Consider the following 16,303-nt stretch of genomic DNA (forward strand, 5'->3'; position numbering starts at 1 on the left):
ATTTAACGGATATTGATAAAATGAATCGAAAGCAGACAACTCAGAGTAATAAACCTTTAACACGTAATGAAATTAAAACTTTTAGTATTTCTGCCTTAGGGGGTGCCCTCGAATTTTATGATTTCGTGGTCTATGTTTATTTTGCGACCATAATGTCGACACTTTTTTTTGATAATAGTTCACCTCTGGCAAGTTTAATTTTAACCTATTCTGTTTTTGCCAGTGGCTACTTGGCTCGTATATTGGGAGGGCTTATTTTTAGTCATTTTGGTGATAAAAATGGCAGAAAAAATTCTTTTGCACTCACAGTATTTTTAATGGCAGCCCCCACATTTGTTATCGGCTTGCTCCCTACTTATTCTCAGGTAGGAATATTAGCATCTATTTTGCTGTTTCTTTGTCGTTTTGCACAGGGGCTTGCCATAGGGGGAGAAATTCCTTGTTCTCTCACATTTATTTATGAACATGCTCACAAATCGCGAAGAGGTTTTGCTTGCGGTTTATTATTTTCGGGAATTATTATTGGCATATTTTTAGGTTCTATGGCTGGATTTTTATTAACTAAATTTATGTCCCAAGAAACTCTTTATCAATGGGGATGGCGCATTCCCTTTTTGGTGGGTGGTTTGCTCGGACTCATTGGTGTTTATTTACGTAAATTTTTAAAAGAGACACCTGTTTTCAAACAAATGAAAAAGGAAAATATTAAAATTCCTGTGAATCTTGTTTTAAAAGAATATAAATTTTCTTTATTACAAACGGCGTCAGCAATTTGGGTCGTCGCAGTGGCTGTTACTTTATATTTGCTGTATTTGCCAAATTATTTTAAAACATATTATAATTTTAAATCTGAAGATATTCTTGCTATCAATTCTGTTGCTGTTTTATTATTCGCATTTTTCATAATTATATTTGGATTATTATGTGATAAATTTGGTGCTAAAAAAATATTAAATTTCTCACTTTTTATTTTTATATTTTCGTCATATCCTATTTTTTTATCATTCAGTGAAAATAATTTTACATCAATTTATTTGTGTTATGTCATTATTTGTGTTGCTACAGCGGCATCAACGGCGGCAGCTATGCTTTTATTGGCAGAATCATTTCCAACAAAAATTAGATACTCAGGTTCGTCTTTAAGTTACAATCTTGCTTTTGGAATATTTGGAGGATTCACTCCACTGATTGCAACAACTTTAATTCAGCAAACAGGTTCAAAATCTTCACCTGCCATTTATATGATTTTGGTATCTGCTGTTGCATTGGTATTCAGCATGTATAAAAATCACACTGTCCACGATTGAGTTCATAGTAAATTTCATTTAATACTTAAAATAAGTAAAATTATGAAATTGTTATATTTCATAATTTTATATATAAATTATTAAGTTTCAAATGGTTATCTTAAGTTACTAAAATGTTACTTAAAACTAAATAATTACTTATAAGTTACGATATGAGTGAAGTCTGATTAAGCCATTTTAATTTCAGATTTGCTTCTGATTATTAAAATTTTAAATATTTTTAATGACTTAAATGAGTCCTCTTTTATTTGGAGTTCGGGATGTCCTCAAAAACACCACTTTCACGTGAAGAATTTAAAACCTTTACTATTTCTGCCTTGGGTGGTTCCTTAGAGTTTTATGATTTTGTGGTTTATGTTTACTTTGCAACAATTATGTCTAAGTTGTTTTTTGATACATCATCGCAATTAGCGGGTCTTATTTTGACTTATTCTGTATTTGCAAGTGGTTATTTAGCACGCGTCATTGGTGGCTTAGTTTTTAGTCACTTTGGTGATAAAAATGGGCGAAAAAATTCATTTGCATTGACTGTATTTTTAATGGCTGCTCCCACATTTATAATTGGTTTATTACCTACTTATGCGCAAGCAGGAATTATATCTTCTGTATTACTTTTTATTTGCCGTTGTGCCCAAGGTCTAGCTATAGGGGGAGAAATTCCTTGCTCAGTGACTTTTATTTATGAACATGCACATAAATCACGTCGTGCTTTTGCTTGTGGAATTTTATTCTGCGGTATTATTTTTGGGATATTTTTGGGTTCTTCAGCTGGGTACCTAACAACAAGGTTTTTTTCAGAAGAGACTTTAATGGATTGGGGCTGGCGAGTTCCTTTTCTAGTTGGTGGTGTTCTTGGCTTAATTGGTGTTTATTTAAGAAGATATTTAAGAGAAACACCTGTTTTTAAGAAGATGAAAAAAGAAAATATCAAATTGCCTTTTGCGGTTGTCATTAAAAAGCATAAATTTACAGTTTTACAAACAGCTTCTGCTATTTGGGTTATGGCGGTTTCTATTACTTTATTCTTACTTTATTTACCAAATTATTTTAAGACATATTTTGGTTATCAATCCAAAGATATTCTTGAAGTGAATTCTATTGCTGTGTTAATTTATTCCTTTTTAATTATCGCTTTTGGAAAATTATGTGATAGAATTGGATCTCGTAAGATATTAAATGCTTCTTGCTTATCTTTTATTATATTTACCTATCCCATATTTTATCTTTTCAGTGAAAATAATTTTGCATCAATTTATTTTTGCTACTTCATTGTCTCTATTTCCACAGCAGCGGCAACGGCTTCAGGTATTGTTTTATTAGCAGAGTCTTTTCCAGCAAAAATTAGATATTCTGGTGCATCATTAAGCTATAATTTAGCTTTTGGTGTATTTGGTGGTTTTACCCCACTCATCGCAACGACTTTAATTGATCAAACGGGTTCTAAAGTATCACCTGCGTTTTATATGATTTTAGTTGCTGTTGTTGCTTTAATTTTTAGTGTTTCAAAAGATCATGTTTCACACGATTAATTTTAAAAAATAAAAGTCACATTCATATCCATTTGAAATTAATTTCGAGGTGGATATTTTTTTAATTTTCTTTGCAGACTTTGTCTGTGAAGCCCCAGTTTTTTTGCTGCATTCGTAATATTACCACCGCATTCTTCTAATATATATTCAATATATTCTCTTTCATGTCTTGCCAGGCTAGGTGTGAGTGGGGTAAACTCTTGTTGTTTTTTTTCTTGAGTTAAATTTTCTGTTAATTCTTCGTTAAAAAGAGCTTGCTCTAATTGATTTATGTTTACAGGTTTTGTTAAATAATTAATAGCTCCTTTTTTAATTGCTTTAACTGCAGTTGCAAGGCTGGGGTAGCCTGTCAGCATGACGATGCGGCATTTTGGAGAATATTCATGAATCAATTCAACACAGTTTATGCCGTTGTCATTTTTAAGTCTTAAATCTACAATGGCATAGTCTACATTTATTTTTGGAATTTTTGACATGCATTCAATTGCAATGACTTCATATCCTCTGTCTTCAAATTCAATTGCTAAAGAAGATCGGAGGTCTTCATTATCTTCAAGAATTACTATATTTTTTTTATTCATACAAATTGCCTTTTTTGAAAACGGGAATTAGAAATTGAGCCGTGGCACCGCCGTATTTATTATGACTCAACAGCAACTGTCCTCCGACGGCTGAGGCAAAGGTAAATCCGTTGTATAAACCTAAACCAACTCCTCCTTCTTTTGTTGTGACAAAAGGTTCTCCTGCATACTTTTTAACAATATCTGGCCATCCTAAGCCTTGATCTTCAACTGATAAGGAAAGAAATGAATTTTCCAAATTTAAATAAACACTCATTTTATTGTCATTAAAGCTTTTCATGGCATTTGCTTGTTCAGCATTGTCTAAAATATCAATAAATGCTTTTGTGAAAGCAAGAACCGGAATAGAGCAAACAATTTTTTTTGCTTTTTCATCAATATTTAATGAGACCCTGCGCTCATTTGTTTGCCAGCTTTCTAAAATTTTATGTATTAAGTCATTAATATTTTTCTCTTCAAAATAATTATCTTGATCTGTTAAATTGCTGTAATTCATTTTTTTAATTGCATTTTCACATTGCTGAATTGCTTTTAAAATAGTTTTTATATCTTCATTATCTTCAAAATTATTTTTTCTTGTAAAACGTGATACTCTCAGTTTAATTGTGTTTAAAGGTGTTGCAAATTCATGAGAAAATCCTGCTGATAAGGCTCCTAATGCTCTTAATTTATCAATGCGATTTTTTTCATTTTGTAGCCTGTCCGAGAATTTTTTCTGTAAGCGAAGCGAATAGGAAAGCCAATGAGTAAACACAAATATTGCCGAACAAACAATAATTTGTGCTGGTAAAAGAATTTGACTTGTCATAGGAAATGTGGAAATAGCAGGAGGAATTAATGAGGGTGAATGCAAAAATAAGACACAAGAAATAGTAAATAAATAAAATAAAAATGCCATTTTTCCTTTTAAAAGCAAAGCTCCTAAGGAAACATTTAAAAATATGATTTGAACAAAAGGATTCCACACTCCTCCTGTCAAAAGGAGTAAAAATGTGATAGCACTTAAATCACAGAGTAGTTGAAAGAGAATAATATAATCTGATATATTTGAAAATTTATTAGATAAATATTGAGAGCATATATTTAAAATTCCGAGATTACAGATTGTTATAATATATAAAGAAACATAAGGTGGATGGATCCACTCCATTTTCAAGGCAAAATACAGCGCAATAAATTGCGCGGTTATAGCCATCCAGCGAAGACGTATGAGCCAAGTCATTTTCGCCTTATTTTCATCAGGAAGTCCATGACATAAAAAGACTTGAATTACATTTTTATATAAATTTTTTATTGACATAACCTTGAAAAATCTCAGTTCTAGGTCAACATTATCGTTGACTCATTTTTAATTAGCTTAGATTTTCATGATTACCAAGTTATTAAAGTTATTTTTAAAGTGATTTGCAGCAATAAATTGTTGCGGTATCATTTTTCCGTAAGGCTTTCCTTTTTCAGTTTTGCTGGTTACATAGAGGGGGATGAATTTTTTATCTTTTAACTTTCTCAGGGGGAAATGATGTCAAAATTTCCAAAAATTATATTAATTTTCGGTATTTTTGTTTTAATTATTGGTGCTATTTTTATATCTATAAAAAAGCAAGAAAAGCCAGTAGATTTTGAGTATTCTATGAAGACGGGTGATTATGATAAGGCGACAGGAAAAGTCACCCATCAAGATTCCGTAGATCCTTCCAAATATCTTGGCATGCTTCAATTTAATGCAAAGCCAGATTCAAAAAATATGGCAACGGCATTAGTTTGCGCAGAGCAAGTTGCTAAGATTGAAAAAGTTGATCTTTATATGCCCGATATGGGACATGGCAGTCAGCCTCCTACAGTGGCAAAAGGAAATATTCCCTCTAATTTGCAAAGCCAAGCAGGATCGGGAATTGGTTTTGGCTGTCTAAATATCAGTAATATGCAGCTTTTTATGCCTGGGTTATGGCAGGTTCGTCTGTTTTATTCTGATGGCAAGGTCGGTTTATTTAATGTTGAAATCGGAGATTAAATATTATTTTATTTAATATTTATTTTTTCTGAAGTTTTGCAATGGCAACATACATAGCAATAGAAACAGTATTAGATAAATTTAAACTTCGAACTCCGCGGTTGAACATGGGAATTGTTACTTTGTGAGCGCGGTTTTTTTGAATTTCTTTTTCCATGACTTCTAAAGGAATTCCAAATGTTTCAGCGCCAAAAACAAGCAAATCTCCTGGTTCAAAATCAAAATCTAGGGGGGCTTGATGACCCCCTGTTTCTATAAAAATCATTCTTCGCTCAGGGCGTGTTTGTAAAAAACTTTCCCAATTTTTATGCAGATAAACATTAACATGTTCCCAATAATCAAGGCCAGCGCGCCTCAGGGCTTTTTCCGTAATTTCAAAACCCATGGGTTCAATTAAATGCAGAGTACAAGAAAAAGCGGCGCACATTCGTGCTACAGTTCCTGTATTGGGAGGAATTTGCGGACAAAATAAAACCACTTCAGGGTGGAATTTAAGCAATTCATCGCGACTTTCGGGTTCTAAATATCCAGCTTTATTATAATTTAATTTTGGTTTTTCTTTTATGACTTCATCAATTTTATGAAGAAGATCTTCTCCTAAATGATAAATGAATTTGCCTGTATAGTTATCGGGGATCTTCGGAGTCATTTTCCAAATCCTCTAAATCTTTATCTAAAGAGTCAAGTAATCCCGACATCATTCGCAGGATTTCTGCTAAGCCTATTTTTTTATCAGAGCTTGTGGTGATTATTTGACTGGGGTGTAAAGCAAGTTTTTTAGCATGAATTTCTCTTATACCATGCCACTTACTTTTATGAATTTTGTCACATTTTGTTTGAATGGCAATGACTTTTAAGCCAAGTCCTTGAAGCCATCTGGAAAGAGCTTCATCCTCAGGTTGGACATCGCGTCTGATGTCAATTAATATGAAAATGGCAAATAATCCTTCACGCTCTTCAAAAAACTTCTGCATGCCGGTTTCCCAGTGGGCTTGTGTGGCGTGGGAAGATTCTGCATAACCATAACCTGGCAAATCAACAAGAAAAAATTCTCCTTTTTCGGCTGAAAAGAGGTTAATTGTCTGCGTCCTTCCGGGTGTATTGCTCACGCGGGCAAGTTGCTTTTGACCTGCAAGGTAGTTTAATAACGAGCTTTTTCCAACATTACTTCTTCCTACAAGGGCAAACTCAGGAGCCGCAGAAGAAGGTAAGTCTGAGTTTTTCAATCCTGAACAAACAAAATCTACCCTAAGGGGGGTTTTCTTTTCAGAGAGAGACAATATAAAATCTTGTTTTGGTAGCTTAATCTCGCGCATGGGGAGTTTTCCCTTTCCCAAGGTTGCGTTTTACGAAGGGCAAGACTACATACAAACAGCGGGTGATTCCAAGTCTCTTTTAGGATATTTTTAAAATTAATGTCACGGGAGGATAATTTTTAATGTCTACAAATTTCGATCTCATTGTTATTGGAAGCGGCCCGGCTGGTTATGAAGGTGCAATTTATGCAAGCCAGCTCGGGATGAAAGTTGCTTTAATAGAGAAAGACCCAACACTTGGCGGTACTTGTTTAAATGTAGGATGTATTCCTGCTAAATCTATGCTTCAATCGGCATTAATGCTCGATAAAGCGAAAAAATTTGCAAGTTATGGTGTGAAAATCGCGGGATCAGACAATCCTGAACTCGATTTTCCTCAAGTTAACAAACGCCGTGATGAAATTGTGAAAACCATGACGAACGGTGTTAGCTTTTTAATGAAAAAAAATAAAGTTGAAATAATTCGCGGTTTTGGTTCAATCTCTGGAAAAGGACAAGTTGACGTAACAAGTGATGGAAAAAAAACAACTTACACTTGTAAAAATATTCTTGTTGCTACGGGAAGTCGCGCACGTCATTTGCCCCACATCAAAGTGGACGGCAAAAGCATTGTGACCTCTGAGGAAATTTGGGCATGGGATAAAGTCCCTGAAACCATGGCCGTACTTGGTGGTGGTGTGATTGGTTGTGAATTTGCTTCAGCTTACGGACGTTATGGCTCTAAAGTAACAATTATTGAAATGGCTGATCAAATTTGTCCAACAGAAGATCATGAAACCGCTGCTGAACTTACAAAAGCTCTCAAAAAACAAAATTGCGAAGTTTTAACAAGTGTAAAAACAAAATCTGTCACCGCTAAAGGTAACAAAGTTGAAGTTGTTCTTGAAGGCGAAAACTCCCCCCGTGTTTTTGAAAAAGTTTTATTAAGTGTAGGTCGTGCTCCCAATGTTGAAAATATTGGACTCGAAAAAGTAGGCATTAAACTCAATGATCGTGGATTTATTGATGTTGATCTCAAGACATACCAAACAAATATTCCTGGAATTTATGCTGTTGGAGACGTTATTCCTACGCCACAACTTGCGCATACAGGTTCTTCAGAAGCACTTTATGCTGTTGATATTATCGCAGGTAAAAAACGCCATCCGATAAATTATTTAACAAACCCTGCTGCTATTTATACTTATCCAGAAATTGCAAGTATTGGTTATACTGAAAATCAACTTAAAAAAGCAGGACGTAATTATAAATCCGCTAAGTTCCCATTTACCGCCATTGCAAAAGCGCGCATAGATGACATTGCCGACGGATTTGTTAAAATACTTATCGATCCTAAATACGGTGAAGTTCTTGGTGTTCATATTGTAAATACTAAGGCAAGTGAGATGATCGCGGAATTTGCTTTAGGTAACAATCTTGAAATGACTATAGAAGATCTTGCACACACCATTCACCCGCATCCTACTGTTTCAGAAATCATCAAAGAAGCAGCACATGCAGTAATGGGTCATCCAATTAACATGTGATATGTTAACTTAGAACTCTGTGAGACTAAAAAAGGATACGTGAAATATGGCAACTCAAAATGTACTTATGCCACAAATGGGTGAATCGATTCAAGAAGGCACATTGACCCGCTGGCATAAAAAACTAGGTGATAAAGTTCAACGTGAGGAAATTTTATTTGAAATTTCCACAGACAAAGTTGATACCGAAATTCCCTCACCTGTAAGCGGTGTGCTCGTTCAAATTTTTGCTAAAGAAGGTGAGACTGTAAGTGTAAATACAGTTGTTGCTGTTATCGATGACGCGGCCGCACCAGGATCTGTGGCTCAAGCGCCTGCTGAAAAACCAGCAGCTCCTGCGCCTGCATCAGTATCTGCCGAGGTAGCATCTGCATCATCTAGTTCGGATTCTTCTTCGAGAGTGCTGGCAAGTCCTTTGGCACGCAAAATGGCAGAAGAACACTCTGTCGATCTCTCCAAAGTTCAAGGTTCGGGAGAAGGCAATAAAATTGTAAAAAATGACGTACTTGCTGCTCTAGAAACGGGAAAATCCGTTTCTCCTCTTGTGGCTTCGGCAGCAGCAGCGGTCGTTTCTCCTGCGGCGAAATCGTCCTCTGAGCATATGAAAGCAACGGGCGGCGGTGCTGAAGGCATTGTCGATGGCGTTCGCGTCAGCCGTGTTCCTATGACAGGCATGCGTAAAAAAATCGCTGATCATATGGTTATGAGCAAGCGCACAAGTCCACATGTGACATCTGTTATTGAAATTGATCTGCAAAAAATTGTTGATGTGCGTGCTAAATTCAAGGATAAATTCGAAGCTGTTCATGGCTTTAAGTTAACATTTATGCCTTTCTTTTTACATGCAGTTATTGAAGCAATTAAGGCTGTTCCTGTCGTCAATGCGAGCATTGATGGTGATGCCATTCTTTACAAAAAGGACATCAACCTCGGATGTGCTGTGGCACTCGATTGGGGTCTTATCGTTCCTGTAATTAAAAACTCCAGTGAGCGCAGTTTTGTAGGCTTAGGCCGTGAACTCAATAACTTAGCTGAAAAAGCGCGTAATAAAAAATTAGCCCCAGAAGATGTTCGTGGTGGTACGTTTTCAATTAGCAATTACGGTGGATTTGGTACGGTCATTGGGCAACCTATTATTAATCAACCTCAGGTTGCTATTTTTGGCATAGGAGCTATGCAAAAGAAACCTGTTGTGATCAATGATGCCATTGCTATTCGCACCATGTGCTATTGTGTTCTTTCTTTCGATCACCGCGTGATCGATGGTTCAGATAGTGGTAAGTTCTTAAGCACTGTGAAATCGGTTTTGGAAAATTGGAATGTTCCCGTAGTATAATTTCTCTATTCCAATATGATTTGTAAACCCAAAGGTTTCCCTTTGGGTTTTTATTTGGAAAAAAGGAGTTCAATATGTGTGTGAAAGCTATATGAAATTAAAAATAATATCTATCACGAGTTTGTTACTTTATTTTCCTGCTTATTCTGCGGAACGTATTTGCATGGTTTTAGACAGAGGCGGGAAAGAAGATAAATCATTTAATCAATCTGCTGTTGAAGGCTTTCAACAGGCAAAAGAAAGCTTAAAAATATCAGACGATAGTAAATTTTTAGAAACGCGTTCCGATGAACAAATTCAACATTTTTTACGCACTTTTTCAGTCGATAAAACTTGTAACTTAATTATATCTGTAGGATTTAATCCTTCAAGTTACGTTAAAGCTTTAGCAGAAAAATATCCTGACAAAAAATATTTAGCCATTGATAATCAGGTTATTTCATCCAAAAATAATGTGCGTTCCGCTTTGTTTCGTGAAGATGAAGGTGCTTTTTTAATAGGTAGTATTGCTGCCATGAAATCAAAATCCAAAAAAATAGGGATGATTGGTGGTATGGACATTCCCATGATGAAACGTTTTGCTCTCGCATTTGAAGCCGGTGCCAAACATGTTTCCCCAAAAATTGAAGTAAGACAAAGTATCATTGGCACAACACCGGAGGCATGGAACAATCCTTCTAAAGCAAAAGAAATTGCTTTGTCGCAATATAACAATGGGGTTGATATTATATTTCAAGTAGCGGGACCATCTGGGTTAGGTGTGTTTGATGCTGCGACACAATTAAATAAAATAAATGTAAAAGAGAAAAAGCATTTTGCTATTGGGGTGGATTCAAATCAAAATGGCATGGCTCCCGGAATTGTTCTTACCAGTATGGTGAAACATGTTGACATCGCTGTTTATATGGCTATTAAAGATTTGGTTGAAAAAAAATTTACAGCAGAAATAAAACAATATGACTTACGCAATGGTGGTATAGATTGGGCATTTGATAAATACAATCGTTCCTTAATTAGTGGTTTTGAAATGCGTAAAATAAATAAAATACGATCCGAAATTATTGATGGTAAAATAAAAGTGCCCGATTACTATGAAATAACAAAGAAATCAGGCAAAAAAACTTAAATTATATTCTTAATATAATTTTAAATAGGTTTTCCATCGAGCGGCAATATCCTTTGATTTAAAATACTTTCAACACACTCATTTTGCCCCACTCCTACAGGACCAGGGATTATTGCGCCGCTTGGAATGGTCATCGGGGCTTTAATAATATTTAATATTTGTGGATTAAATCCCCCATTTGTCACTTCATAATAAAAGGTAATATTTCCATCAGGGAAGTGTTCAATTTGATCTTCCTGCGTCTTTGGTGCCCAAGTGTTCAGATTTTTTGATCCACCATAATCCTTATAATTTCGCTGGCAGGAAAAAGTAACGACAACTCTGCCACAACGATCATCTGGGCATATACTGTCAGAGGTAATTGAACTTACGAAAGAGGTATTACTGATATAAATATAATCTTGCTTAGAGTGATAATCGGAATAAATAACTTTTTCAGGAATTCCTAACCATGGTATAGCTGGTGATCTTTGTTCAACATAATCATTGTAAGAGGTTTGCCAGCCCTTATTTACAGAGACATGGGGAGGAAGTTTATTGATTATTTCTTGTTGAATTGGTGTGTAATTGGCATATATGGGTGAAGTGTACGAAATTGTACTTATACTTAAGACAGCAAGAATATTTAAAGAAATTTTCATATGACACTCCTTATAATTGTTTTGTAGCCATTACCAATCATGGGTAACTATAGTAATAAATATAATATTCTTAAAAATATATCAATGAAATAAATAAAATTAAGATGCATTATATACTAATTAATTCAATTTATTTATTAAGATTTTTTTTGTTTAGATATTTAAGATATTACGACAAAAATTAGTAAATTATTAAAATGAATGAATTTTTATTGAGTGTTCTTTTGATAAAAAATTTGTTATTTTATTCTGTAAAAGTAAGAAAACATGTTAACTTACTTTTACATTTTATGAGGTGCAGGAATACCTAATAATTTTAATCCTTCAAAAATAATTTCTTTTGTGCATTCTACTAAACATAGACGAGTTTCTCTAATGTTTTCTTCGGCATTTTTAATAGAGCAATTTTCATAAAAGCGATTAAAACTCTTTGCTAAATCATATAAGTAATTTGCAATTAAAGAAGGTCTATTTTGTACAGCACCTTGTAATGCAAAATCGTTAAAGCGTGAAATTAAGAAGATCAATTCTTGTTCGTATTGCTCTGTTACTTTAAATTCCGAATTTTGTTTTGGGCTACCAATTTTCTCAAGAATACTGCAGCAGCGGGCATGCACATACTGCAAGTAAGGACCTGTATCCCCATCTAATTTTAACCATTCTTCAAGAGAAAAATTAATTTGTGTGGTGTTATCTACGCGTAGCATTCCATATTTTAAAGCGCCTATTGTGATATTTTTAGCGGTGAGTTCAATATCGGAATCTGTCCATTGGCCGCGGTAACGTTCTAAGTAATCTTTTGTTACTTTTTCTTCCATTTTGTAGCGCAAGTCTGTTAATTGCAAACCATTTAATTGTCTTGAGCTAAAGGGTTTCCCGTCTTCTGTATTTACTGTTTCATAGGACAAGTGAACCGATTTCGCGGCTTGAGGATAACCCATAAGTTCTGCTGTTTTAAACAATTGCTGAAAATGCAATTTTTGTCTGGAGTCCACAATATAAATTGATTTTGTGACTTCGGGATCGGAAAATTTACGCATAATAAGGTCAATATCTTTAGTTAAATAAAGACCATTGCCGTCAGATTTTAAAAACATAGCGAAACCTAATTTCCACTGACTTAAATCAATACCAATAGCGCCATTGTCTTTTACAAAAAATCCTTCTTCATATTTCTTTTTGACAATTTCTTTTGAAGGGGCTTCGCATTCGCTTTCAAAATACCAAACATCAAAATGCGAATTAAGCCAGGAATATATTCTTCTTAATTCCTCTAGGCTCCATTCCCGTGTTTCTTTCCAGAGTTCATAATATTTGCCAGAAGAATTATTTAATTGTCTTAATATTTCAGAAATATCTTTTTTAACTTCAACTTCATTTGCTGTTCCTTTAAGCGCTTTAAAGGCTTCGTCCGCTTCGGCATACATCTGACCCAGCCAACGGGTTTTATCTGTTGCGGGAAATTGTTTATTTGTAGGATGTGTAAGGTACCAAATAATTTTAGCCACGTGATTGCCTACATCACCGGGATAAGTGGCACGTACAATTTTATTTCCTGCATATTCTAGCAAATTACACACAGCATCACCTAAAACCAAACAACGAAGGTGTCCCACGTGCATAGCTTTATGTGTATTAGGTTGAGAATATTCAACAACAATTTTATCTTTTTCAGAATCTTCTAATAATTTTCTATTAAAAAATTCCTTTGAATTTATATTTTGTGAAATATTTTTTGCGAGTTCATTAAAGTCACAATAGAAATTTAAATAGGCGTTAACACAATTCACTTTAGAAATAAGCAATTTATTTTGTTTATTTAATTTTTCTGCAAGTTCAGAAGCAATTTTATTTGGCGCTTGTTTAAATGATTTTGCAAAGGGAAAGCAAGGTAATGCGGCTTGACCCAGGGAAAAATCGGGTGGAACTGTGAGTAAATTGTAAATTTCATGTTCTTTTAAAGAAAAAGCTATACTGAAATTTTGGCTTATATTCATTAATTCTTGATAAACAATTTTAGCAATTTCATTTTTAAAAGGGTCGTGAGAAGTCGTCATAATACACCAAATGCAGAAATTTATGAAAATAGAATAAGTACCCTCCCCTAAGAGGCGCTCTGTTCTAAGCAAGAGGAATACGTAATGGCAGGTACGCTATTTCAAAATATTCTTGATGTCTATCATTTATCAACTATAAAGGTAGGAAATATATCAGTAAATTTATGGTGGCAAAGCTAAGAATTGTAGAAATTACAATGACATTGGATTGAGTTTCGCCAATCAGTTCATAATTATCAGCAATAATATAATTATGTGTTGCTGTAGCTCTTACGCACATCAGGATGAGGGACATCTTGAGCTCATTGGGGCTAAGAATAATGAGCGGAACAGCGAAGAAAACAGGTTGGAGACGATAAGTTTTGATAATTTCAGAAGAAAAACGTCAAATTGGGCTTTTTTCTTTTTGAGGCTATGATTTATAGCTACAGAACAGGGCATTTCTGTGGGAATAAGAGTTGCGGAAGAGGAAAACTCATCAAAGAAAGGGAAGAATTTTTCAGCTCTTTCACTTCATGATAAAATGTCTTATGTGGACATTTATCTGATATTACTAAATTCAAAATTAAGTTTTATTTATTTAATTTCAAAAAATATTTCTACAAAAAATAAGAAATAATAATAACCAAAATATTGGCACTATAGTAAATTATTTTAATTGTGTACTATTTATTGAAATTTTATGGATGATTTTTTAAAAATAGAAAGGATATTGAAGTGTATTCTTTAAATAAAAGAATATCCATTATTGTGTGTATGTTGTTACTTATCATAGGATGTAATAAAAATATTGAGATAACCGCTGGTAATAATTCTATAGGAAATATAATTTTTAAAGAAGTCAATGTTGCAGTTATAAATGGAACAAAATTGATTCAAAGTAACAAAATGGCTGATAATAATTCATATACACAAATGAAAATAAACATGCAATGCAATTCCGTTTATCCTGATGGAACAAATTTAACTCAAACTGATATTGTGGTTTTAAGTACAACAAATACTTTTGATCTTGTCAAAGGTAAAACGTGTCAAATTTTCTTAAAGGAAATTATAATCGGCGGGGTTATATTTAGCTCTGTAAATTCAAATATGTTAAATTTAACAATTTCACCTACAATAATGTCACCAAATTCGAGCGCATTGGCTTATGTTGATTCTAATAATAATCAATATTATATTGCTGCCAATGCCGATGGAACACAAATTAATATTCAGTATGCAACATTACAAGCTGATGCCGAAAATATTCCAAAAAATATAATACAATCAAATCCTGTTACTGTTGCTGTTTCCGGAGTTTCTGTTCCTGTCCTCAGCAATTTAAATTTATTTGGTTTAGCTTCCATTAATGGTTCAAGTCCTACTCTTACATTATATGGCTCTGCAAATGGTTTTACCTCTTGCAAAATTATTTTAAGTAGCTCGCTGACAACTCCCATTTCTGCTAATTGGAGTATTGTAGATACAATTTATAAGGCAGCCACTGTAGATAATAAAAATGTATTTGATTGCACAAATTTTGTCTATGGCATGGTAAATAACTTTGTTCAATATGCAAACAATTCATGGGCCATGATTTACGAAAATCATTTAACAAACAATTTGCTTTCTTCTTATGCTTATAAAAATTTAAATACTAATTTAGATAAAAAATATTCATTTAGTTTAGACACTTCATTTGGGAATAATGGATTTTTTAGTAAAGATTTTCCCACTTCAGGGATGATGAATAATACTATAACATTAAATTCAAATAATGAACCTATCATTTCTGCTATATATAGTGTTGGAAAAAAAGGTACTTTTGAGTTTGGAAAATTAGATCTCAGCAATCCTCAATCAAGTTCTATTAAAAATGTGACACAGTTAGGAATTCAAAATTACGATATGAATGTCATGACTCATATTACTCTTAGTGATAATTCTACAATAATCGCTTATGCGTACTATTTCCCTGCATTGTATTTAGTAAAATATAAAGCTTCCGGAGAAATAGATACTTCATTTGGAATTCAGGGAACTGTTACATATCCCTTGGATAAGCAATATATACTTACATTGAATATGAAAAAAATGGCAAATGATAATTTTATAGTACAAATAGGTTCATACAATGGAGCAATAGATTCTACATTAAAAGGATTTTATATAAAATTTTTAGCAAATGGAAACGTAGACAGTACATTTGGTTCAAGTGGTATTGCAAAAACTATTGTATTGCCCTTTGCAAACTCAATGATTAATAATTTTATTATATTAAAAGATTCTTCTTTGGCAAATATTTCTTATACAAATCTCAATAAAAATCAGCTGATTATCACAAAAACTAAAGCCGATGGTTCCATAGATACTTCGTTTGCTAATAATGGGATTTATACAGAAAATTTAACACTTCCTATGTCGGTTGACAACAAATTTTATTCAACTGATATAGCAGAGGGTCCGAATTCTTCTCTTTTTTATTTTATTAATTCAGATAAATGTGCTTATATATCAAAATTAAATAAATTAGGATCGTATGATGCGGCATATAAAACAAATATTCAAAATTCATATATATGCGATGACGATAATTATTATTTTTTCTCAATAAAATCTTTATCTGATGGCACTCTCTATGGTGTTGGAGGAGCAGTTAAAATTAATAAAATGAGCGTTATGGTAGCTAAAATAAAACCAGATGGAAATTTTGATCAAGCGTTCGCAGAAAATGGTATTTATTTTGATAATATTGTGAACAAAAATGAATATGGGTTTGACTTTGAATTTACAAATGATAATAAAATATATGTCATTGGAATGGATTTTATTTCAAATAAATTATTAGTTTCTAAGTATAAATTATAAATTTAATATAATTTTTAATTTGG

At 33.4% G+C, this 16,303-nt stretch carries 13 protein-coding genes; 7 read left to right on the top strand and 6 right to left on the bottom strand.

Going from position 1 to position 16,303, the window contains the following annotated elements; all coding sequences use genetic code 11:
* Window positions 1-20: 20 nt before the first annotated feature.
* Together AXG55_RS06190 and AXG55_RS06195 are read left to right on the top strand one after the other, a co-directional pair.
* The gene (locus tag AXG55_RS06190; RefSeq protein ID WP_148697261.1) at window positions 21-1,307 is read left to right on the top strand and encodes an MFS transporter; all 1,287 of its coding nucleotides are present in this window, start codon (window positions 21-23) and stop codon (window positions 1,305-1,307) included.
* Between the two features lie 260 nt (window positions 1,308-1,567).
* Window positions 1,568-2,836: an MFS transporter gene (locus tag AXG55_RS06195; protein WP_148697262.1), complete on the top strand. Its 1,269-nt coding sequence runs from the start codon at window positions 1,568-1,570 to the stop codon at window positions 2,834-2,836.
* Window positions 2,837-2,874: 38 nt separating this feature from the next.
* Here AXG55_RS06195 and AXG55_RS06200 read toward each other — a convergent pair whose 3' ends face one another.
* Both AXG55_RS06200 and AXG55_RS06205 read right to left on the bottom strand, forming a co-directional pair.
* A complete protein-coding gene (locus AXG55_RS06200; protein ID WP_148697263.1) occupies window positions 2,875-3,417 on the bottom strand; it encodes a response regulator transcription factor in 543 nt (180 codons plus the stop codon).
* Window positions 3,410-4,717, bottom strand: coding sequence for an ATP-binding protein (locus AXG55_RS06205; RefSeq protein ID WP_148697264.1), 1,308 nt, complete (start codon window positions 4,715-4,717; stop codon window positions 3,410-3,412). The genes AXG55_RS06200 and AXG55_RS06205 overlap by 8 nt, the downstream gene beginning before the upstream one ends.
* 219 nt (window positions 4,718-4,936) lie before the next feature.
* Between AXG55_RS06205 and AXG55_RS06210 the strand changes: the two genes are divergently transcribed.
* The gene (locus tag AXG55_RS06210; protein ID WP_148697265.1) at window positions 4,937-5,428 is read left to right on the top strand and encodes a hypothetical protein; all 492 of its coding nucleotides are present in this window, start codon (window positions 4,937-4,939) and stop codon (window positions 5,426-5,428) included.
* A gap of 19 nt (window positions 5,429-5,447) precedes the next feature.
* Here the strand turns inward: AXG55_RS06210 and AXG55_RS06215 are convergent, their stop codons facing one another.
* On the bottom strand, window positions 5,448-6,077 hold the full coding sequence (locus AXG55_RS06215) for a tRNA (cytidine(34)-2'-O)-methyltransferase (RefSeq protein ID WP_148697266.1): 630 nt from the start codon (window positions 6,075-6,077) through the stop codon (window positions 5,448-5,450).
* Window positions 6,055-6,744, bottom strand: a complete 690-nt coding sequence (yihA, locus tag AXG55_RS06220; RefSeq protein WP_148697267.1) for a ribosome biogenesis GTP-binding protein YihA/YsxC — start codon at window positions 6,742-6,744, stop codon at window positions 6,055-6,057. Before yihA ends, AXG55_RS06215 begins: the two co-directional genes overlap by 23 nt.
* 122 nt (window positions 6,745-6,866) lie before the next feature.
* On the opposite strand from yihA, the gene lpdA reads away from it, so the two are divergent.
* The 3 genes from lpdA to AXG55_RS06235 all read left to right on the top strand — a co-directional run bounded on the left by lpdA (window position 6,867) and on the right by AXG55_RS06235 (window position 10,732).
* Window positions 6,867-8,270, top strand: a complete 1,404-nt coding sequence (gene lpdA / locus AXG55_RS06225; protein WP_148697268.1) for a dihydrolipoyl dehydrogenase — start codon at window positions 6,867-6,869, stop codon at window positions 8,268-8,270.
* Window positions 8,271-8,316: 46 nt separating this feature from the next.
* Window positions 8,317-9,606 (top strand): dihydrolipoamide acetyltransferase family protein, encoded by a 1,290-nt coding sequence (locus AXG55_RS06230; RefSeq protein ID WP_148697269.1) that lies wholly within the window; start codon window positions 8,317-8,319, stop codon window positions 9,604-9,606.
* Between the two features lie 91 nt (window positions 9,607-9,697).
* Window positions 9,698-10,732 carry a BMP family lipoprotein gene (locus tag AXG55_RS06235; protein ID WP_148697270.1) on the top strand — a complete coding sequence of 345 codons (1,035 nt, stop codon included), beginning with the start codon at window positions 9,698-9,700 and terminating at the stop codon, window positions 10,730-10,732.
* A gap of 20 nt (window positions 10,733-10,752) precedes the next feature.
* Here the strand turns inward: AXG55_RS06235 and AXG55_RS06240 are convergent, their stop codons facing one another.
* Together AXG55_RS06240 and argS are read right to left on the bottom strand one after the other, a co-directional pair.
* A complete protein-coding gene (locus AXG55_RS06240) occupies window positions 10,753-11,373 on the bottom strand; it encodes a hypothetical protein (protein WP_148697271.1) in 621 nt (206 codons plus the stop codon).
* Between the two features lie 281 nt (window positions 11,374-11,654).
* A complete protein-coding gene (argS, locus tag AXG55_RS06245; RefSeq protein WP_148697272.1) occupies window positions 11,655-13,430 on the bottom strand; it encodes an arginine--tRNA ligase in 1,776 nt (591 codons plus the stop codon).
* Between the two features lie 717 nt (window positions 13,431-14,147).
* Between argS and AXG55_RS06250 the strand changes: the two genes are divergently transcribed.
* Window positions 14,148-16,280: a hypothetical protein gene (locus AXG55_RS06250; protein WP_148697273.1), complete on the top strand. Its 2,133-nt coding sequence runs from the start codon at window positions 14,148-14,150 to the stop codon at window positions 16,278-16,280.
* Window positions 16,281-16,303 lie beyond the last annotated feature (23 nt).

Source organism: Silvanigrella aquatica (assembly GCF_001907975.1).
Classification (GTDB): Bacteria; Bdellovibrionota_B; Oligoflexia; order Silvanigrellales; family Silvanigrellaceae; genus Silvanigrella; species Silvanigrella aquatica.

What these genes read in the sequence shown, in the direction of transcription:
- lpdA (WP_148697268.1), top strand. Translation starts at nt 6,867, where the DNA reads ATGTCTACAAATTTCGATCTCATTGTTATTGGAAGCGGCCCGGCTGGT.
- AXG55_RS06215 (WP_148697266.1), bottom strand. Translation starts at nt 6,077, where the DNA reads ATGACTCCGAAGATCCCCGATAACTATACAGGCAAATTCATTTATCAT.
- argS (WP_148697272.1), bottom strand. Translation starts at nt 13,430, where the DNA reads ATGACGACTTCTCACGACCCTTTTAAAAATGAAATTGCTAAAATTGTT.
- AXG55_RS06235 (WP_148697270.1), top strand. Translation starts at nt 9,698, where the DNA reads ATGAAATTAAAAATAATATCTATCACGAGTTTGTTACTTTATTTTCCT.
- AXG55_RS06195 (WP_148697262.1), top strand. Translation starts at nt 1,568, where the DNA reads ATGTCCTCAAAAACACCACTTTCACGTGAAGAATTTAAAACCTTTACT.
- AXG55_RS06200 (WP_148697263.1), bottom strand. Translation starts at nt 3,417, where the DNA reads ATGAATAAAAAAAATATAGTAATTCTTGAAGATAATGAAGACCTCCGA.
- AXG55_RS06205 (WP_148697264.1), bottom strand. Translation starts at nt 4,717, where the DNA reads ATGTCAATAAAAAATTTATATAAAAATGTAATTCAAGTCTTTTTATGT.
- AXG55_RS06240 (WP_148697271.1), bottom strand. Translation starts at nt 11,373, where the DNA reads ATGAAAATTTCTTTAAATATTCTTGCTGTCTTAAGTATAAGTACAATT.
- AXG55_RS06230 (WP_148697269.1), top strand. Translation starts at nt 8,317, where the DNA reads ATGGCAACTCAAAATGTACTTATGCCACAAATGGGTGAATCGATTCAA.
- yihA (WP_148697267.1), bottom strand. Translation starts at nt 6,744, where the DNA reads ATGCGCGAGATTAAGCTACCAAAACAAGATTTTATATTGTCTCTCTCT.
- AXG55_RS06190 (WP_148697261.1), top strand. Translation starts at nt 21, where the DNA reads ATGAATCGAAAGCAGACAACTCAGAGTAATAAACCTTTAACACGTAAT.
- AXG55_RS06210 (WP_148697265.1), top strand. Translation starts at nt 4,937, where the DNA reads ATGTCAAAATTTCCAAAAATTATATTAATTTTCGGTATTTTTGTTTTA.